The sequence below is a fragment of the Amycolatopsis sp. NPDC058278 genome, from assembly GCF_042881395.1.
Lineage (GTDB): Bacteria > Actinomycetota > Actinomycetes > Mycobacteriales > Pseudonocardiaceae > Amycolatopsis.
Genome location: NZ_JBHVXZ010000100.1, coordinates 17,886 through 37,245, shown reverse-complemented (window position 1 = coordinate 37,245; position 19,360 = coordinate 17,886). Strand labels below are relative to the sequence as shown.

17 protein-coding genes are annotated in these 19,360 nt (G+C 69.9%); 8 read left to right on the top strand and 9 right to left on the bottom strand.

What is annotated here, in order from left to right:
* On the top strand, positions 1-489 hold a 489-nt coding region (locus ACFVYA_RS37110), incomplete at its 5' end, for a molybdopterin cofactor-binding domain-containing protein (protein ID WP_387051761.1).
* 18 nt (positions 490-507) lie between these two features.
* On the opposite strand, the gene ACFVYA_RS37105 is transcribed toward ACFVYA_RS37110, so the two are convergent.
* Entirely contained in the window at positions 508-1,452 is a 945-nt protein-coding gene (locus ACFVYA_RS37105) for a helix-turn-helix transcriptional regulator (RefSeq protein ID WP_387051760.1), read from the bottom strand.
* Positions 1,453-1,614: 162 nt separating this feature from the next.
* On the opposite strand from ACFVYA_RS37105, the gene ACFVYA_RS37100 reads away from it, so the two are divergent.
* Both ACFVYA_RS37100 and ACFVYA_RS37095 read left to right on the top strand, forming a co-directional pair.
* Entirely contained in the window at positions 1,615-2,457 is an 843-nt protein-coding gene (locus ACFVYA_RS37100; protein WP_387051758.1) for an SDR family oxidoreductase, read from the top strand.
* Positions 2,458-2,705: 248 nt separating this feature from the next.
* Complete coding sequence (locus ACFVYA_RS37095; protein WP_387051756.1) at positions 2,706-2,876, top strand: nitroreductase/quinone reductase family protein; 171 nt, start codon at positions 2,706-2,708, stop codon at positions 2,874-2,876.
* 94 nt (positions 2,877-2,970) lie between these two features.
* On the opposite strand, the gene ACFVYA_RS37090 is transcribed toward ACFVYA_RS37095, so the two are convergent.
* From ACFVYA_RS37090 to ACFVYA_RS37075, 4 genes are read right to left on the bottom strand one after another with little or no spacing between them, the layout of a single operon-like run.
* Positions 2,971-4,227, bottom strand: coding sequence for an ABC transporter substrate-binding protein (locus ACFVYA_RS37090; RefSeq protein WP_387051755.1), 1,257 nt, complete (start codon positions 4,225-4,227; stop codon positions 2,971-2,973).
* Positions 4,224-6,863 carry a family 78 glycoside hydrolase catalytic domain gene (locus tag ACFVYA_RS37085; RefSeq protein WP_387051753.1) on the bottom strand — a complete coding sequence of 880 codons (2,640 nt, stop codon included), beginning with the start codon at positions 6,861-6,863 and terminating at the stop codon, positions 4,224-4,226. The genes ACFVYA_RS37090 and ACFVYA_RS37085 overlap by 4 nt, the downstream gene beginning before the upstream one ends.
* Positions 6,860-7,681: a carbohydrate ABC transporter permease gene (locus tag ACFVYA_RS37080; protein WP_387051752.1), complete on the bottom strand. Its 822-nt coding sequence runs from the start codon at positions 7,679-7,681 to the stop codon at positions 6,860-6,862. Before ACFVYA_RS37080 ends, ACFVYA_RS37085 begins: the two co-directional genes overlap by 4 nt.
* The gene (locus ACFVYA_RS37075) at positions 7,678-8,517 is read right to left on the bottom strand and encodes a carbohydrate ABC transporter permease (protein ID WP_387051750.1); all 840 of its coding nucleotides are present in this window, start codon (positions 8,515-8,517) and stop codon (positions 7,678-7,680) included. The genes ACFVYA_RS37080 and ACFVYA_RS37075 overlap by 4 nt, the downstream gene beginning before the upstream one ends.
* A 271-nt stretch (positions 8,518-8,788) precedes the next feature.
* On the opposite strand from ACFVYA_RS37075, the gene ACFVYA_RS37070 reads away from it, so the two are divergent.
* Positions 8,789-9,817 carry a LacI family DNA-binding transcriptional regulator gene (locus ACFVYA_RS37070; RefSeq protein ID WP_387051748.1) on the top strand — a complete coding sequence of 343 codons (1,029 nt, stop codon included), beginning with the start codon at positions 8,789-8,791 and terminating at the stop codon, positions 9,815-9,817.
* Between the two features lie 24 nt (positions 9,818-9,841).
* Here ACFVYA_RS37070 and ACFVYA_RS37065 read toward each other — a convergent pair whose 3' ends face one another.
* Positions 9,842-10,747, bottom strand: coding sequence for a helix-turn-helix transcriptional regulator (locus ACFVYA_RS37065; RefSeq protein ID WP_387051746.1), 906 nt, complete (start codon positions 10,745-10,747; stop codon positions 9,842-9,844).
* 100 nt (positions 10,748-10,847) lie between these two features.
* Here ACFVYA_RS37065 and ACFVYA_RS37060 point away from each other — a divergent pair, with 100 nt between their 5' ends.
* From ACFVYA_RS37060 to ACFVYA_RS37045, 4 genes are read left to right on the top strand one after another with little or no spacing between them, the layout of a single operon-like run.
* The gene (locus tag ACFVYA_RS37060; protein WP_387051744.1) at positions 10,848-12,236 is read left to right on the top strand and encodes a DHA2 family efflux MFS transporter permease subunit; all 1,389 of its coding nucleotides are present in this window, start codon (positions 10,848-10,850) and stop codon (positions 12,234-12,236) included.
* Positions 12,237-12,261: 25 nt separating this feature from the next.
* On the top strand, positions 12,262-12,591 hold the full coding sequence (locus ACFVYA_RS37055) for a carboxymuconolactone decarboxylase family protein (protein WP_387051742.1): 330 nt from the start codon (positions 12,262-12,264) through the stop codon (positions 12,589-12,591).
* Between the two features lie 37 nt (positions 12,592-12,628).
* Complete coding sequence (locus ACFVYA_RS37050; protein WP_387051741.1) at positions 12,629-13,036, top strand: cupin domain-containing protein; 408 nt, start codon at positions 12,629-12,631, stop codon at positions 13,034-13,036.
* 19 nt (positions 13,037-13,055) lie between these two features.
* Positions 13,056-14,042 carry an aldo/keto reductase gene (locus tag ACFVYA_RS37045; RefSeq protein WP_387051739.1) on the top strand — a complete coding sequence of 329 codons (987 nt, stop codon included), beginning with the start codon at positions 13,056-13,058 and terminating at the stop codon, positions 14,040-14,042.
* 20 nt (positions 14,043-14,062) lie between these two features.
* Here ACFVYA_RS37045 and ACFVYA_RS37040 read toward each other — a convergent pair whose 3' ends face one another.
* The 3 genes from ACFVYA_RS37040 to ACFVYA_RS37030 form a co-directional block, all read right to left on the bottom strand.
* On the bottom strand, positions 14,063-16,849 hold the full coding sequence (locus tag ACFVYA_RS37040) for a family 78 glycoside hydrolase catalytic domain (protein ID WP_387051737.1): 2,787 nt from the start codon (positions 16,847-16,849) through the stop codon (positions 14,063-14,065).
* A complete protein-coding gene (locus ACFVYA_RS37035) occupies positions 16,849-18,138 on the bottom strand; it encodes an MFS transporter (RefSeq protein ID WP_387051735.1) in 1,290 nt (429 codons plus the stop codon). The genes ACFVYA_RS37040 and ACFVYA_RS37035 overlap by 1 nt, the downstream gene beginning before the upstream one ends.
* Positions 18,139-18,301: 163 nt before the next feature.
* Positions 18,302-19,360: a LacI family DNA-binding transcriptional regulator gene (locus tag ACFVYA_RS37030; protein ID WP_387051733.1), complete on the bottom strand. Its 1,059-nt coding sequence runs from the start codon at positions 19,358-19,360 to the stop codon at positions 18,302-18,304.

Below are 19,360 nucleotides of genomic sequence, written 5' to 3'. Positions count from 1 at the left end.
CGCGACCACCTCGAAGCCATCGGGTCCTGGGCCCCGCCGGAGCACGACCGGTTCTCGATGTACGGCTACGGCGCCGTGTTCGCCGAAGTCGCCGTCGACGCCCGCCTCGGCCTGATCCGCCTCCGCCGCATGCTCGGCGTCTACGACGCCGGCCGGATCGTCAACCCCAAACTCGCCGACAGCCAGGCCCTCGGCGGCATGGTCGGCGGCATCGGCGCCGCCCTGCTGGAACACACCATCACCGACCCGCGCGACGGCCGCATCGTCAACGCCGACCTCGCCGGCTACCTCGTCCCCGTCAACGCCGACATCCAGAACCTCCGGGCTATCTACCTCGACGGCGAAGACCGCGAAGCCGACCCCCTCGGCGTCAAAGGCCTGGCCGAACTCGTCCTCGTCGGCGTGGCCCCGGCGATCGCCAACGCCGTCTTCCACGCCACCGGACGACGCATTCGCGACTTCCCGATCACCGCCGACGCTCTTCTATGAGGCACCGGTGACCGAGATTCACTCGGTCTCGGGGGACGGCACCTCGTGCTCCGGGTCTCTGGTGGAGTCCGGTAGGTCGAGGTTGCTGGTCGCGGCCCAGCTGGCCAGCAGGTTCAGGGCGTCTTGTGCCGGCGAATCGGGCTCGGCGGTGTAGGCGAGCACGCCCTGGCTCGTCACACCTCCGAGGGGAAAGGTCTCGAACGGCAGGTCGAGGTCGCCGACGATCGGGTGGTGGAGGAGCTTGACGCCGGTGGTGTGGATGCGGACGTTGTGGGCGGCCCAGCGGCCCCGGAAGTCGTCGCTGCGGGTGGACAGCTCGCCGATCAGGTCCGACAGGCGCCTGTCGTAGGGGTCGCGGCCGGCCTCGGCGCGCAACATGGCCACGGTGTCGTCGGCGACGGTGTCCCATTCGCGGAAGAACTCGCCGGCGTGCGGGTCGAGGAAGACGAACCTCGCGAGGTTGGGGGGCCTGACCGGGTCGGCGTAGATCGGCGAGTAGAGGGCGTGGCCGAGGGCGTTCGCGGCCAGGATGTCGAGCCGCCCGTTGAGCACGAACGCCGGCGCGCCGTGCATCGAGTCGAGGATGCGCTGCACGGCAGGCCGCACGCGCTGCCGGGTCGGCCCACGCCGGCGCGGACGCGTGGTGCCGGCGGTGCGGAGCAGGTCGAGCAGGTGCAGCCGCTCGGCCTCGTCCAGCCGCAGGGCCTGGGCGATCGCCTCGATGACGCTCTCGGAGACTCCGGTGGCGTCGCCGCGCTCGAGCCGGGTGTAGTACTGGATCGAGACGCCGGCCAGGGACGCGACTTCCTCACGACGTAGACCGGGGACCCGTCGCCGCTCCCCGCCGAAGTGAGGCAGCCCGGCCCGTTCGGGGCTGATCCGGGCGCGTCGTGTGCTCAGGAACTCCCGGATCTCGCCACGGACGTCGCCACGGACGTCACGGGGGTCGTTCGTGGCTGCCATGTCGTCCACTCTACGAGCGCTGTCGCCCACTCTGGGGGTCCCTGTCGATGACCCCCTCATCAGGGTCTCCCACCGACCCGGGCCGCCTGGTTCCGTAGTGGGTGTCACCGGCGATCACGCCGTGGCCACCCCCACAGAACAACCCGAAGGAAGTGCACTCGCATGAGTGAGAAGAAGGTTTGGTTCATCACCGGCGCCGCCCGCGGCCTGGGCGTCGACATCGCCAAGGCCGCGCTCGCGGCCGGTCACACGGTGGTGGCCACCGCCCGCGACGCCGACACCGTCACCACCGCCCTGGGCAAGGACGACGACCTGCTGGCCGTCGAACTCGACGTGACCGACCCCACCGCCGCCGAGAAGGCCGTGGCGACGGCCCTCGACCGGTTCGGGCGCATCGACGTGCTGGTCAACAATGCCGGTAGCTTCAACGCCGGGTTCTTCGAGGAGATCACCCCGGAGGACTTCCGGGCGCAGATCGAGGTCACCCTGTTCGGCCCGGTCAACGTGACCCGTGCCGCGCTGCCGGTCATGCGCGCCCAGCGTTCCGGCCTGGTCGTCACGATCTCCTCGACCGCCGGCATCGTGGGCATGGAATTCTCCAGCGCCTACGCCGCCTCGAAGTTCGGGGTCGAGGGCTGGATGGAGTCGCTGACCCCCGAGGTGGCGCCGTTCGGCATCCGCACGATGGTCGTGGAGCCGGGCTTCTTCCGCACCGAGCTGCTCACGCCGCAGTCGACCAAGTTCGCCGAGTCCTCGATCGACGACTACGCCGAGCGCACCGCGCAGACCGTCGCCGGCTGGAAGAGCATGAACGGCCAGCAGGTGGGCGACCCCGCCAAGCTCGCCGACGCACTGGTCCACGTCGCAGGTCAGGCCGAGCCGCCGCTGCGGTTCGTCGCCGGCGCCGACGCCGTCGAGTACATCGAGGGCAAAGCCGAGCTCCTGCTCGAGCAGGCCGGCGCCCACCGCGAGCTGTCCTCGTCCCTCGCCCACGACGACGCCTGATCCAGCGCACGCTCGTGAACCCCGCACCACGTAACGCTTCACCGGTGAGTTCCTGCCCCGGCCATGTCGCGCCGGGGCAGGAGTTCGCCAGCCCGACATCGTCCCCCAGGAGGAGCCCATGCCGTTGACCGGCGAGTACCAACCCAGCACCTGGCCAGATGCCCGAGACCAGGTCACGCTGGTCGAGGAGTCGCACGGGACCGAGGGGAACACGCTGTCCGGCCTCCCCGTCGTCATCATCACCACCAGTGGAACTGCAGGACGGTGCGGTGCGGCAGGACTACACCGCACGCGAACTCGGCGGACACGAGCGGGAGACGTGGTGGGCGCGTGCCGTCGACGCGTACCCGGGTTACGCCGACTCCCAGGCCGCGACGTCCCGCAGGATCCCGGTCATGCTGCTCGAGCCGCTATCGTGAGGAGGCCGGCCGGTACTGCGACAGCAGTGGTGCCGGTCGGCGATCCACGGCTCCGGCAGGCACAGCGAGCCGTGTCCTCGGTGCGGATCGGAGATCAGGTGCCGGACTTGTAGTCGGCGTCCATCGCCGCCAGGACCTTGTCCGGGGTGGACTGCTTGCTGAAGACCTCCTGGATGCCGGTGAGCATCGTCTGCTGGACCTTCGGGTTGGGCCACAACTGGTCCATGAACGGGACCGTCTTGTTCTGGTTGATGTACGTGGACAGCTCGGTGAGGGACGGGTCGAGCCGGTAGCCGGTGTCCGCGAGCGCCGGAAGCCCGCCTTGCTTGCCGGCGAACAGGTTCATGCCCTGCGGGGACATCACGAAGCTGATGAACTTCATCGCCAGCTCGGGGTTCTTCGCCTTGCCGTTGACGCCGTAGCCCGCGCCGGCCGCGGCGGGGACGATGGTCTGCGCGGGATCGTCGGTGGCCGGTACCGGCTTCAAGGTGAAGGTGCCGCTCGGGTTCTGCTTCTTCAGCAGCGAGATCACCCAGTTGCCCTGGATGATGCCCAGCGTCTTGCCGGTCGCAGCCAGCTTCTGGCTGGCCTCGTAGCTGGTGCCGAGCGGGTTCTCCTGGAAGCAGCCCGCCTGGTCCATCTGGCCGTACTCGGCAAAGGCGGCCGCCCACGGTGAACTCGCGAAGGACGTCTGGCCGGCGGCGATCTTCTTCTCGAAGTCGCGGTCCGGGCCGTACACGAGCGTGGCGGCCAGCGGGTACAGGGCGACCTGCGTGACCCAGTTGTCCTGGATGCCCAGCGCGAACGCGGGCGTGCCCTTCTCCTTGGCCGCGCGACAAAACGCGAGCAGCTCGGTCCACGTCGCCGGCGCGGTGAGACCCGCTTTTGCGAGTGCGTCCTGATTGTAGATCGCGCCGATGCCGTTGATCCCGTAGATCGCGTTGTACGTCTTGCCTTCGTACTGGGCGACGTCGCTGACCACCTTCGGGAACTTCGAGGCCCACGGCTGGTCCGAAAGGTCACGCAGGTAGCCGCCCTTGGCCAGGACGGTGACGGTGCCGGGGTTGCCGTTGCCCGGCCACACCGACATGACGTCGGGGGCGGTGCCGGACGACAGCTGGGTGCGGATCTGCTGCTGGAACTGGTCGGCGCCGCTGGTCGTGAAGTTGACCTTCACCCCGGGGTTGGCCGCTTCGAACGCTTTGACGACGTCTTCGATGGAGCCCTGGTCGACCGACGCGAGCGAGAGCGTCTGGTTGCCGGCGCCGGGGCCGGCGGCGTTGGTTCCTCCGCTGCAGGCGACCAGCGCGGCGCCGGTCGTCACGGCCAGCAGGAGGTGGCGGATCTTCATAGCGACTCCTTCGTGAAGGAAGCGGTGACGACGTGGTGGCCGGAGGTCAGCCGCAAGGTGGTGCCGGTCTGCTCGAGCAGGCCGTTCTGGTCCGCGATCCGGATGCCGGCCGGATCGGTGGCGGGAACTTCCAGCACGGCGGTGGTTCCGGGTGGTGTGGTGACGGTGACCGTGATCAGCTCGCCGTCGAGGGACCAGCCACAGGCGACGCGACCCCGCGCGGTCTCCTGCTCGGCTCGGGCCCAGGTCAGCGTGCCGCCGGGCAGCGGACGCAGCAAAAGTTCGGAGTAGGCGACGGATTCCGGAGTTTGGTCGATGCCGGCGACGCGGCCGAAGAGCCAGTCGCCGACGCTGCCGAGGCTGTAGTGGTTGAACGAGTTCATCGCCGCGGCCTGGAAGCCGCCGTGTTCGGTCCAGCCGTCCCAGCGTTCCCAGATCGTCGTCGCGCCGTGCCGGATCGAGTAACCCCAGGACGGGAATTCCTCCTGCTGCAGCAGGGCGTACGCCAGGTCGGCGCGGCCGTGGTCGGCGAGCACCGGGCAGAGGAGCGCGACCCCGACGAAACCCGTCGTGAGCCGATTGCCGCGTTTCTCGACGTCGGCCGCGAGGTGGTCGACGGCGGCCCGCACCAGGTCGTCCGGCACCAGTCCGAACGCCAGCGCCAGGAGGTACGCGGTCTGGGTGTCACCTTCGACGGTGCCGTCATCGTCCACATAGGACTCGATGAAGGCGGCCCGGATCGACGCGTGCAGGGCCCGGTGCTCGGCGGCGACGTCGGCCCGGCCCAGCACCTCGGCGGCGTCGGCGACGATCTGCGCGCTGCGGGCGAAGTAGGCCGTCGAGAGCACGTCCCGGGGCGTGGTCACGTCGATCTGGAGCCAGTCGCCGTAGGAGTTGCCGGTCCGGTGGCGCCAGCACAGGTCGGGGTTGTGGCGACGGATGTGCGCGACCCAGGCGACCATCGCGTCGAAGCAGTTTCCCAGGACGCGGCGGTCGCCGTAGGTGCGCCACAGGTGCCACGGGACGATCACCCCGGCGTCACCCCACGCCGGGGAGGCCTCGCGGGGCATCGCGATGCGCGGGGCGACGTCGCCGAACGCGCCGTCGGCGTCTTGGCCGTCGACGACGTCGGCCAGCCAGCGGGCGAGGAACGTCGAGACGTCGGCGTTGCGGCTGGCGGTCGGGGCGAAGATCTGGGCGTCGCCGAGCCAGCCGAGGCGCTCGTCGCGCTGCGGGCAGTCGGTGGGCACCGCGACGAAGTTGCCCCGCTGCCCCCAGACGATGTTGGCCTGCAACTGGTTGACCATCGAGTCGGAGCACTCGAAGGTCCCGGTCCACGGCGTGTCGTTGTGCAGGACCCGGGCCACGATGTCGTCCGCGTCGGGGGCGTATCCACGGAGTTCCAGGTACCGGAAGCCGTGCACGGCGAACCGCGGCTCGAACACTTCGCGGGGGTCGCCGCCGGTGACGTAGCTGTCGGTGGCCGTGGCCCTGCGCAGATTCGCCACATACAGCTCGCCGTCGTCGAGGATCTCGGCGTGCCGCAGGACGATCCGCTGCCCGGCCGGCGCGTCGCGGACGGTCAGCCGCACCCGGCCGACGAGGTTCTGTCCGAAGTCGACGATGAACCGCCCGGGTTCCCTTTCCACGACGGCGATCGGGGACACTTCTTGCGTGACACGGATGGACGGGTCGGGTTCGGCCACCAACGGTCCCGGCTCGGTGTCGAGCACCGCCACCGGTTGCCACGCCCCTTCGGCGGCCAACGCGTCGACGTGCTCCCCCATCAGCAGATCCGCGAAACGAACCGCACCCGGCCGCTCGAGCCAGGCGCCGTCCGAGACCACCACCTGGCGCGAACCGTCGGCGAAGTCGACGACGAGCTGAGCGAAGAAACCAGGATGCTCGCCGTAGTGGCGCGCGGGCCGGCGCTCGTCGAACCCGACGAACCCGGACCACCAGCCGTCCGCGACGACCGCGCCGAGTGTGTTCTCTCCGGTCCGCAGCAACGAAGTGACGTCGTAGGTCTGGTACTGGAGACGATGGTGGTACTCCGTCCATCCCGGTGCCAGCTCGACGTCGCCCACGCGCTCACCGTTCAGCGAAGCCTCGTAGACACCGTGCGCGGTGGCGTACAGGCGCGCCCGCACCGGTTGCCGTGTCAGCTCGAACTCGCGGCGCAGGTTCAGCGGGGGCTCACCGAGCGGCTGGTCGTGGTCGGTCGGCGGGTCGAAGACCGGCTGGGCGTGGGGATCGCGGCCGATCCAGGCGGCCGTCCAGTCGTCGCGGTGCAGCAGGCCGGTCTCGAACCAGCTCTCCCCCGTGCCCGCCTCGGCGCCGGTTTCGTCCCAGAGCTGAACGCGCCAGTGGTAGCGGGTGGCCGAGCGCAGCACCGGGCCGTCCCACGGCACGAGCACGCCGTCGCCGGATTCCCGGCGGCCGCTGTCCCACAGCAGACGAGACGGATCGTCGAGATCGGCCGCGCGTTCGGCGGCGGTGATCCGGTAGGCGCTCTGCGCGGCGCCGCGGCGGTCACTCGCCAGCCGCCACGACAGCCGCGGGCGCGGCTCGCCGAGGCCGAGGGGCTCGTCGCGCTGTTCGGTTCGCAGTCCATACGGGCTCAGCGTTTCCGTCATCCTTTGAGTCCTCCTGCGAAGCCGTTGATGATGCTGCGTTGCAGCGCGAAGTAGACGATGAGGATCGGCACGATGCTGATCACCAAAGCGGCGAAGATGAGGTTCCAGTCGGACACGTACTGGCCGACGAACCCGGCGATCGCGACCGGCAGGGTCTGCTGCGCGCCGCCGCTGAGGTACAGCAGCGGCGTGAAGAAGTCGTTCCACACCGCCACGACGTTGAGCACCAGCGCGGTCACCGTCACCGGCTTGAGCATCGGCAGCACGACGTACCGGAAGCCCTGCAAGGTCGTGCAGCCGTCGATCAGCGCCGCGTCCTCGAACTCGCGCGGCACCGCGCGCAGGAACCCGACGTACAGGAACGTCGTGAACGGCACCTGCAGCCCCGAGTAGAACAGGATCAGCGACCACGGCGTCCCGAGCAGGCCGAGATCGCGCATCGTCTGGTACAGCGGCAAAGCGGCCAGCTGGAACGGAAGTACCAGACCCACCATGATCAGCAGGAACGTCCACCGCGACCACCGGGCGGCGACCCGCGCCAGCGGGTACGCCGCGAGCGCCGAGACGGCCAAGATGACCACCACGGAACCCACGGTGACGAGCACGCTGTTGGCCAGCGCCCCGCCCAGCGCGCCCTGCTGCCAGGCCTGCGTGAAGTTGTCGAACGTGGGCGTCGTCGTCGGCGCGATCGGCGACGAGGAGTCCGACGGCTGCCGGACAGCGAGGTTCACCAACACGCACACGGGAAACGCGAAGACCAGGCCGACGGCGATCATCACCAGTTCCAGCACGAACGTGCGGGTGCGGTAGCGATTCACGACGCCGCCTTCTCGGCTCGGGACAGCCCGCGGTACTGCCCCGTCGAAGCCACCGCGACGATGACGGTCAGCACCACCGCGAGCGCGATGCTGTAGCCGAACTCCCCCAGGGTGAAGGCATCCTTGTAGATCAACGTCGAGAGCGTGTCGGTTGCGTGGCCGGGGCCGCCACCGGTGAGCGCGTACACCTGGTCGAACAGCTTGAGCCCACCGATGATCGACAGCATCAAGTTGATCGTGAACGCCGGCGCGAGCAGCGGCCTCGTCACCGACCAGAACCGCCGCACCGCACCGGCACCGTCGATGGCGGCTGCCTCGTGGATCTCCCGCGGGATCGACTGCAGCCCGGCCAGGAAGATCACCATCGAGTAGCCGGCGTATTGCCACACGATCACGCCCACCACCGACCACAGCCCGATGTCCGGGTCACCCAGCCAGTCCTGCCGCCACGAGCCGAGCCCGACGAATCCGAGCAGGCTGTTCACGGCCCCGTCCGGCCCGAGCAGGTTGCGCCACAGGTAGGCGGCCACGATCGGCGTGACCAGCGCCGGCGCGAACAGGAACACCCGCAGCACGTTGCGGGACTTGATCGTGCTGTTCACGCCGAGGGCCAGCAGCAGGCCGATCCCGTTCTGGAAGACCGTGATCGCGACGGCGATCACGAGCGTGTGCCAGATCGCCTGCGTGGCCACCGGATCGTCCAGCATCTCGGCGAAGTTGCCGAAGCCGATCCAGGCGAAGTCCGGCGACAAGCCGTCCCAGTCGGTGAAGGCGTAGTAGATCCCCCGCGCGCTGGGCACCAGCACCACGAAGGCGAACAACAGCAGGGCCGGCACGGTGAACCACCACGGGACGCCTCGCCGGCTCGGTCCGCCGCGCCGACGACTCGGCGGTGCGGCAACGACGTCCGCGTGTCGATTCTCGATGGCGACAGTCATTGGCGCCCACCTCGTTTGAACGTTTCAACGTTGCGGCCGACGCGTCGGCCCTGGTCGAGGATCTTTGGGTAACGTTGCCCACTGAGGGTGCGGACGACTTTAAGAGTCGCCGGAAGGCACGTCAAGATGCCTGGTGCCAGGCTTGCTTGCGACAGGTAACGTTTCCCATATGGACCGTGCCGAGCCCCAACGGCGAGTGACGATCGTCGACGTCGCCCGCCACGCAGGAGTCTCGACGACGGCGGTGTCGAAGGTGTTGCGCAACGCCTACGGTGCGAGCCCGGCCATGCGGGCGAAGGTTCAGCGGGCGATCGAGGAGCTCGGCTACCGGCCGTACGCGGCGGCCCGAGGTCTGCGCGGCCAGACCTACACCATCGGCGTCATGCTGCCCGACATCCGCAACCCGTTCTTCCCCGAGATCCTCGACGGCCTCACCGACACGCTGCGCGACACCGACTACCACGTGCTGCTCGGACCCAGCTGCGACAACGAGAACGACGAAGGCAAGCTCACCGACGCGATGGTCGACCGCGGCATGGACGGCCTCGTCCTCATCGCCCCGGTCATGTCGAAGGGCCGCCTCGAGCGCCTCGCCGCCACCGTGCCGACCGTCGTGGTCGGCCGCCACACCCGCTCGGCCCACTACGACACGGTGACCGACGACGACACCGCCGGCGCCGCGCTCGTCGTCGACCACCTCGCCGACCTGGGCCACCGCCACATCGCCCACATCGAGCACCACGAGACCGACCCCGCCCGCCTCGCCGAGATGCCCAACGCCGTCCGCGCCGACGGCTACCGGAAAGCCATGCACGCCAGGGGCTTGGCCGCCGACATCGTCTCGACCAGCTACACCCAGGAAGGCGGCTACCTCGGCGCCCAGCAGATCCTCGCCCGTTCCGAGCGCCCGACGGCCATCTTCGCCGGCGCCGACATCGTCGCCATGGGCGTACTGACCGCTCTGTCCGAGGCAGGCTTGTCCGTGCCCGAGGACATCTCCCTCGCCGGCTACGACAACACCAACGTCGCGGCGCTGGGCCCGATCTCGCTCACCAGCGTCGACCAGGCCGGTCACCACATCGGCACCGACGCCGCCCGGCTCCTGCTGGAACGCATCGCCGACCGGAACCGCCCGGCGGCCCAGATCAAACTGTCGCCGAAACTGGTCCCCCGGCGCACCACCGCTCCCCCACGCTGACGGCGTCCTCCTCCGTCGCCGAGCTCAGCGGTCGACGTCGGCTTCGGCGAGCGTCGTGGTCGCGGCCCAGCTCGCCAGCAGCCGGAGCCGTTCCGCCGAGGGCGAGTCGGGCCGGGCGGTGTAGGCGGTGAGCGTGAGCCCGGTGTCGGCGGACAGTTCCATCGCTTCGAAGTCGAGGGCGAGTTCGCCGACGACCGGGTGGCGGAATTCCTTGGTGCCGGTGCGATGCAGGCGGACGTCGTGGGCGGCCCAGCGGGTGCGGAAGTCCTCGCTGCGGGTGGACAGCTCGCCGATGAGGTCGGAGAGGTCGCGGTTGTGGGGGTCGCGGCCGGCTTCGGTGCGCAGGATGGCGACCGAGGTGTGGCAGGACTTGTCGTAGTCCGGGAAGTAGTCGCGGGCAGCCGGATCGAGGAACCCGAAGCGGGCGAGGTTGGGCAACGAGGCCTCGCTGGTGCGTGTCGGGCTGTCGAACACCGGGGAATACAGCGCGCGGCCGAGCAGGTTGGTGGCGAGGATGTCCAAGCGTCCATTGCGGACGAACGCGGCCGTCGTCGTCATGCTGTCGAGGATCTGCTGCACGACCGGCCGGACCCGCTGCGGCGACCGGCGCCGCTGCCCCACCGCGGTGCGGGGACGGCCGGACGCGTTGGCGGCGCGGGCCAGGTCGAACAGGTAGACCCGCTCGGCCTCGTCGAGCTGCAGCGCTTCGGCGATGGCGTCGAGGACGCTGTCGGAGACGCCGGCGAGGTTGCCTTTCTCGACGCGGGTGTAGTAATCGGCGGAGACACCGGCGAGCATGGCGACCTCCTCGCGGCGCAGACCCGGGACACGGCGGTTGCCGCCGTAGTGCTGCAACCCGGCCTGCTCCGGGCTGATCTTGGCCCGGCGGGTGACCAGGAAGTCGCGGACCTCGGTGCTCTTGGCGTTCACGCCTCCACCGTACGACGGGCCGAACCCGTGAGGGGGGTTCTGTCGTAACCCGGAAAGACGCGACCTCCCGCGCGTCCGCCCTCAGGCGTTCCCTCAAGGTGTGACCACTCCCGAGAAGACCGCCGCCCCGGCCCGGCTGACCGACCGCGCCGCGGCCACCGGCAGCGCCGTCGCGACGCTCGTCACCGCGTTGCTCGGATTCTTCGTGGTCACCCTGGACGCGGTCGTGGTGAACATCGCCCTGCCGGACATCCGGACCGACCTGGGCGGCGGCATCGCGGGACTGCAGTGGGTGGTCGACAGCTACACGCTCATGTTCGCCGCGGCCCTGCTCTCGGCCGGCTCGCTGGCCGACCGGATCGGCGCCAAGCGGGCGTTCGGGCTCGGGATCGCCGTGTTCACCCTGGCGTCGCTGGCGTGCGGGCTGGCCCCGCAGCTCGGGGTGCTGGTGGCCTTCCGCTTCGCCCAAGGGCTGGCCGCCGCGGTGGTGATGCCCTCGTCCATGGCGCTCATCGCCCAGGCCTACCCCGACCCGGTACGCCGGGCCCGCGCGGTCGCGATGTGGGCGATGGGCGGCGCCGTGGCGTCTTCGGCCGGCCCGCTCCTGGGCGGCGTCCTGACGACGGTGAGCTGGCGGTGGATCTTCCTGATCAACCTGCCGGCCGGAGCGGTGGCGTTGCTCCTGCTCCGCCGGGTCGCCCGGTCGGACCACCACCGGGTGCCGTTCGACGCCGCGGGTCAGCTCGTCGGGGCGCTCGCGATGGCCGCCCTGGTGTTCGGCGCCATCGAAGCCGGTCAAGACGGCTTCGGCCGGCCGGCTGTGCTGGCGGCGCTCGGGATCGCCGTCGTCGCGCTGGCCGCGTTCGTGCTGCTGGAAGCGCGGGTCGCGCATCCGATGCTTCCGCTGGAGTTGTTCCGCTCCCGCACCGTGGTCGCGGCTGTCGTCATCGGGTTCGCGTTCATGATCGGCTACTACGGGATGCCGTTCGTGCTGAGCCTGGTGCTGCAGGACCGCGGCCTGTCGGCCCTGGACACCGGCGTGGTGTTCCTGCCGATGATGCTGGCCGGGCTCGTGCTGACCCCGGTCGTGCCCCGCGTGATCGAGCGGACCGGCGCCCGGCCGGTGGTCGTGACCGGCCTGGCGCTGATGACGGCCGGCCTGGCAGCCCTCGCTCTTCTCCCCGCCACCGCACCCACCTGGGTGACCGCCGCAGTGATGGTTTGGGTCGGGCTGGGCGGTCCCACGGTGATCCCGCCGGTGATCGCGGTCCTGCTCGCCGCGGTACCCGCGCACCGGGCCGGGACCGCGAGCGGACTGCTCAACACCAGCCGCCAGCTCGGCGGCGCGCTGGCCGTCGCCGTCTTCGGTGCCCTGCTGGCCGCACCCACGGGGTTGGCGGCCGGGATGCGGGTCAGCCTGCTGCTGGCCGCGGCCGTCGCCGCTGCGGCCGCCTTCACCGCGGTCGCGGGCCTGCGTACTCGCCACTAGAACGAGATCAACGAAAGGAACCACGATGACCGACCACACCCGGCACGAGCCGTCCGGCGCGGAAAAGATGTTCGGCGACTTCGCGCCCGCGCTGGTGCACTTCACCGACGACGTCCTCTTCGGCGAAGTGTGGAAGCGCACCGACCTGACGCCCAAGGAACGCAGCCTCGTCACGGTCGCCGCGTTGACCGCAGGCGGCAACACCGAACAGCTCGGCTACCACCTCGGTCTGGCCAAGGAGAACGGCAACACCGAGGCCGAGCTGATCGAAGCGATCACCCACCTGGCCTTCTACGCCGGCTGGCCGCAGGCGATGGCCGCCATGACCGTCGCCAAGAAGGTCTTCCGGAGCTGACCACCACCCGTTCGAGCAAGGATTCAGGAGAACCACGATGCAGCACATCCCCGTCAACGACACCGTCAAGACCCCGGCCGACCGCTTCACCGGCGACGTCTACCTCACCATGATCAAAACTCCCGAGCCGCCCTCCCGCCTGGTCGCCTCCCTGGTCCGGTTCACCCCCGGCGCCCGCACCAACTGGCACTCCCACGCCGTCGGGCAAACCCTCCACGTCACCGACGGCATCGGCCTCGTCGTCAACCGCGACGGTCAGGTCATCCGCATGCGCGCCGGCGACACCGTCTGGACCCCGCCCGGCGAGGAACACTGGCACGGCGGCACCAACACCACCTGCATGAGTCACATCGCCATGCTCGAGGGCCCCGAAGAAGGCGGCGACGGCACCACCTGGCTCGAACCCGTCACCGACCAGCAGTACCAGGACGCCCACCAGCAGTAGGCAAGGGAGCTGATCCACCGTGCACACACGAACTCTCGGCCAAGGTCCGCGGGTCTCGGCCATCGGCCTGGGGGCCATGGGCATGTCCCAGAGCTACGGCCCCAACCCCGGCGATCGCGACGCCATGATCGCGGTGGTGCGCGGCGCGGTCGAGCGAGGTGTCACGTTCTTCGACACCGCCGAGGTCTACGGCCCCTACGTCAACGAAGAACTCGTCGGCGAAGCGCTCTCCCCGCTGCGCGACCAGGTCGTGATCGCCACGAAGTTCGGCTGGCGAATCGAAGACGGCCGGTCGGTCGGGCTCGACAGCCGTCCCGAACAGATCAAGCGGGTCGCCGACGCCTCACTGCGCCGCCTCGGGATCGACACGATCGATCTGTTCTACCAGCACCGCGTCGACCCGGACGTCCCGATCGAGGACGTCGCCGGCGCCGTCGGCGAGCTCGTCCAGGCCGGCAAGGTGCGGCACTTCGGACTGTCCGAAGCCGCGGCGGCAACCATCCGCCGCGCGCACGCCGTCCACCCCGTGACCGCCGTGCAGAGCGAATACTCCCTGTGGACCCGCGACCCCGAACCCGAGGTGCTGCCCACCTGCAGCGAACTCGGCATCGGCTTCGTGCCCTTCAGCCCCCTCGGCAAGGGCTTCCTCACCGGCACCGTCACCGCGGACACGCAATTCACGTCCGGCGACGTCCGCGCGGGCATCCCCCGCTTCACCGAGGACAACCGCACCGCCAACCAGGCCCTGGTCGAGCACGTCACCCGGCTGGCCGGCGCCAAGGACGTCACACCCGGCCAGATCGCCCTCGCCTGGCTGCTCGCGCAGCACCCGTGGATCGTGCCCATCCCCGGCACCCGCCGGCTCGAACGGGTCGAGGAAAACGCCGCCGCCACCCAGGTACCGCTCTCGGCGGACGAACTGACCGATCTCGACCACCTCGCCGCGCGGATCGGCGTGCAAGGCGACCGGTACAACGAGCAGCACATGTCCCTCGTCGACCGCTGACTGCAGCCGGCGCCGAGCCCTCATTCCGTGGCGTCCAGCTTTCCGGCCGGGAGCGCGGCCAGCGCCTTTTCGATGGCTTCCACGATTTCGAGAGGCGTGTGGCTCAGTGGATCACACAGCCGGCGGCCAGGCCACCACCGAGTCGTGCGGCGGAAGGCGGCGGCCCGTTCGGGGTCGATCGAGCCGATCGCCGCCAGGACAGCTCGGTACGCCCCGACGTCGTCGACGACGGTCGCGAGATCGCTGTCCAGTCCCAAATCGGTACGCATGCGGCGCGTCCGCGGATGGTTTTCCGTCCAGGAGTGTGCTCCGCTACCCACTTCGTGTTCCGCGCCGGACGGGAGCCGGACGACCGCCCGGGTGTTGGGCGGCACCTCGACGTGGAACCGCACGACATCGCCGTCGCGGGTCCACCCGGCCGACGCCCGCCCGTACGGCGTTTCGTGCCACGCTGAGGCGTCGTCCAGCGCGTCGAGCAGGGTCGGGGCGATCCGGATGCGCCGGTAGCCGGGTTCGAGGGGCGCCAGGCCGGCCACGCACCGGTGGAGCCAGTCGGCGACCGCGCCGAGTGCGTAGTGGTTGAACGACGTCATCTGGCCGGGGTTGATCGAGCCGTCCTCGAGCATCGAGTCCCAGCGCTCCCAGATCGTCGTCGCGCCCATCGTCACGGGGTAGAGCCACGACGGGCACTCGGTCTGGACGAGCAGGCGTGACGCGGTGTCCGCGTGGCCGGTCGCCGTGAGCGCGTCGCAGATGATCGGCGTGCCGACGAAACCGGTGGCGATGTGGTAGCCGTAGGCCCGGACGAGGAGCCGCAGCCGCTCCCCCATCGCGGCTTTCCGCTCGTCGTCCACGAGGCCGAAGACGATCGCGAGGGCGTACGCCGTCGGCGCGTCCGACATCATCCGGCCGTTCGGCGTGAGGTAGGTACCGCGGAACGCGTCGGCGATCCTTGCCGCGAGGTCGCCATACCGGCCGGCCTCTTCCTCACGGCCCAGTAGCCCGGCGGCCTGCGCCGTGAGGTCGGCCGACCGGTAGTAGTACGCGGTGGCGACCAGACCGGGATCGGTCTTCGCCTGACCGGGCTGATCGGGCGGGGCGTCCGGGTCGAGCCAGTCACCGAACTGGACACCGCCCTCCCAGAGCAGCTTGCCGCCGGTCCGGTCCGTGACCGTGTCGACCCACGCCGCCATGGCCTCGAAGCAAGCCTGCAGTACGTCACGGTCGCCGAAGCGTTCCCGCAGGACCGTGGGCACGACGGTGATCGCGTCGCCCCAGGCGGCGACCGGCTGCAGCTGGCCGGGTACCTGGGGAATGACGGCGGGCACCACCATCGGCACGACGCCGTTCGCCGCCCGCTGTTCGAGCATGACGTCCTCCAGCCAGGAGCGCAGGAAGGCGTCGCAGTCGTAGAGGAACGACGCGGTCGGGGCGAAGACCTGGATGTCGCCGGTCCACCCGAGACGTTCGTCGCGCTGGGGGCAGTCGGTCGGGATCGACAGGAAGTTTCCCCGCATCCCCCACACGACGTTGTCGTGGAAGCGCCGCAGCAACGGGTGCGACGTCGAGAACCCGCCGATGCGCGGCATGTCCGTGTGGACGACCGCGGCCGAGACCGCCGACGGTGAGAACTCACCGGGCCAGTTCTCGACTTCGACGTACCGGAAGCCGTGGAACGTCCAGCGGGGCTCCCACGTCTCCGCGCCTTCGCCGCTGAGGGTGTACCGATCCGTGGCCGCGGCGTTGCGCAGCGGGCGCGTGCCGAGTTCGCCGCGCTCCAGGACCTCGGCGTGGCGCAAGGTCACGGTGTGCCCGCGAGGCCCCGTGACGGTGAACCTGATCCAGCCGACGAGGTTCTGACCGAAGTCGAGTACCGTCTTGCCCGACGGCGTGGTGAGCACCTCCGCCACCTCGCGGTACTCGATCACCCGCACGGGCGGGCCCGATCGCGGTTCCGGCTGCACCTCGGGTACGTCGACGAGCTCGACCGGGTGCCAGTTCTCGTCGTGCCGGCGCGCGTCGTAGTTCTCGCCTTGGTAGATGCTCGCCGAGACGACCGGGCCACGCGACCACCGCCAGTGTTCGCCGGTGGTGATCGTGGTGCTGGTGCCGTCCTCGTACTCGATCACCAACCGGGCGGCCGCGGCCGGGTGGCCGTCGTAGAACCGTCGTGCGGCGTCGCGGAACCCGAAGTCCTCGGTGTACCAGCCACCCGCCAGCTCGATCCCGATGGTGTTGCTTCCCGGACGCAGGTGCGCGGTCACGTCGGTTACGTCGTAGAGCAGCCGCCACTGGTAACTCGTCCAACCCGGCTTCAGCACCGCGTCGTCGACCGCGCCACCGTTGAGGCGGACGTCGTAGGCTCCGAAGGCCGTCGCGTAGAGCGTCGCCCGGCGCACCCCGCCGTGGACCTCGAAGGTGGACCGCAGCAAATGGGGTTCGTCCGAACCGGACCCGACGAACTTCGCGCACCACTCGCCCGGCTCGAGGAAGCCCGCCGTCACCTCGGTCGGATCGCTCCAGGGCGAAACCGATCCGTCGGTTCCCCGGACACGCACGCGGACCGCAGCTGTTTGCCGGGGCCGTAACGGCGCGAACGGCCATTCGACGAAAACCGATTCGTCGCCGTCAAACGACGCGGTCACGCGCCCGTCGGCGGTGACGAGCTCGACCTCCGCGCTCGCCTGAAGCCAGTTCTCCCCTCCAGACAACGTCTTCCACGACAACCTCGGCACCGAGATGGCGGCGAAGGGTTCGCCGGAACCGATGCGGGGAGCTTGGACGGTGACGGCGGGGCCACTCGTCATCAAAGAACCTCCTCGGTGGTGAGGGCGGCGGTTCGAGCGGCCGACCGCGGCCCCGCGGTGCGTAGACGGCGGATGATGACCGTGCCGATCGCTCCGGACACCAGGGCGAACGCGGCCAGCAGGAGGTACAGGCCCTTCGGGCTCCACGCGATCAGCGCGGGTGTGACGAGCGCGAAGCCTGCGGCGATGAACCGGGCGATCGCGATGGTGAAGCCTTGCACGGTCGCGCGGGCGTTGACCGGGAACGACTCCTGCGTCCAGATCTTGTAGAGCGCCTCACCGATGAACGGGAAGGCCACGTTGTAGAGGACCAGGGCCGCGATCATCGCCGGCAGCACGACCCCACCGGTGACGGCGATGAGCAGCTGGCAGGCGATGAAGACGACCACGCCGAAGGCGAAGAACCGGCTGCGCCACTTGGTGTCGGCGATGCGGGTGAAGACGATCGTGCCGACCAGTCCGATCAGGGTGGTGCCGAACGACAGCCCCGTGGCCACGGTCTGCGTCGTGCCGCCGACTGTGACGAGGAAGTAGGTCTTGAACGACCCGAACGTGTTCGCCACGAGGGTGAAGAACAGGTAGAAGCCCGCGGTGAGGGCGATCAGGACCAGCGACGTCCGGTCGCGGAGGAGGCCGGCCAGCGGCAGGGCCTTCGCGGGGTCGACGCCCACTGTCACGTGCCGGGCCAGCGCCTCCTCCTCGAGCTGGTGGAACGGCGGGTAGAAGGCGCGGAACGCGAACGTCCCGACGGCGAGCACCGCGAGCAGACCGAAGATCACGCTGATGCCGGGCACTCCCAGCCCGGAGACGGCGAAGCCCAGCAGCGTCGCCACCACGACCCCGACCGTCCACATGACGTGGGTGAAGGCGACAAGCCGCCCCTGCGCACCCTCGGGAGCGCGCTCGGAGAGCACGGCGAGCGAGGTGGGCAGATCCGCGCCGGCGGCCACGCCGAGCACGATCACGCCGGCGACCAGCACGGACGCGTTCGGGACCAGCGCGATGGCCCCGGCCGCGGCCGCGTAGAGCAGGATGGTCAGGGAGAACATCCGGCCGCGGCCCACCAGGTCGGCCAGCCGACCGCCGACCAGCGAGCCCACGGCGATGAAGAGGGTCAGGGCCGAGCCCAGCACCCCGACGGTCCAGACGTCGAGGTCGAACGCCTTCTTCCACAGCGCCAGACCCAGGCCGACGGAGATGATCGCGCCCGAGTCCAGCAGCGAGGCCATGCCCGCGGCGATCGCGAGCATCCAGTGTCTGCGGTCCAGCCCGGCGGTGTTCTCGGCCATGAAGTCTCCTTCTTCGTCGAAGCAGCGCACCTCCGTTGGTAACACGTTTTACCTCTGGTGGCGGAGGCATCACACCATACGACCTCTAGCGTCTGTCAAGACCGAGCGCGGCATGAGGTAAAACGATTTAACACCCCAGGCACTGACGGCGACGGGAACTCGATCACTGAGGGACGGTCGAGGCCCGCACGACCAGCTCGGGAGAGAACTCGATCTGCGGCCGCGGCAGGGCGACGCCGTCCCGGCCACCGGCCGAGCCGAGCGCGTCGATCTCGGCGAAGAGCAGGTCGGCCACGGCGGTGCCCAGCTCGGCATGAGGTGTCCGGATGCTGGTGAGCGGCACGATCGTCGACCGGGCGAACTCGATGTCGTCGTAGCCGACCACGGCGATGTCGGCCGGCACGCTGACGATCTTCGACGACACGAAGGCCTGGACCACCCCGATGGCCAGCAGGTCGTTCGCGCAGAACAACGCGTCGGGGCGGGCCGCGGACGGCCTGCTCGCGATCGCGTCCGCGCAGGCGATGCCCGCTTCGACCGAGCGCTCGGGCACCGGGATGACTTCCAGGGTGACGCCGGGAGCCGAGTGAACCGCCGACAGCGCACCGTTGAGCCGGTCGGCCACCTGCTTCAGCTCGAGCGAGGAGGAGACGAACCCGATGCGCTTGCGGCCCAGCTCGATGAGATGGGCCGCCGCGAGCTTGCCGCCGGCGACGTGGTCGATCGACACGGACGCCTGCTCGGGGGATTCGGCCCGACGGGCACTGAGCACGCTAGCGATGCCGAACGAGCGCATCCGGGCCAGCTCGGCCTCGACGTTGCCGACGGGGGCGATGATGACCCCGCTCACCAGCTGCTTGGCGAACAGCTGCAGGTAGCTGCGCTCACGCTGCTCAGACCCGGTGTCGTTGGCCATCAGCATGTACATGCCCTCGGCCGACACCCGCCGCTCGATCGCCGCGGCGATCTCGGGCGTGGTGGCCCCGGCGAGCTCGAAGGCGATGTAGCCGATGACCGGGCTGACGCCGGTCCGGAGGGTGCGAGCGGCATCGTTCGGCACGAACCCCAGGGCGTCGACCGCCTGCTGGATCCGCTGCCTCGTCGCGTCGGAGAGCTTCCTCGGCTTGTGGAAGTAGTTCGACACCGACGCAGGCGAGACCCTGGCCAGCTCGGCTACGTCGCGAATCGTGACCCTGTTCAGCCGACCGTTCCTCTCCCGCAC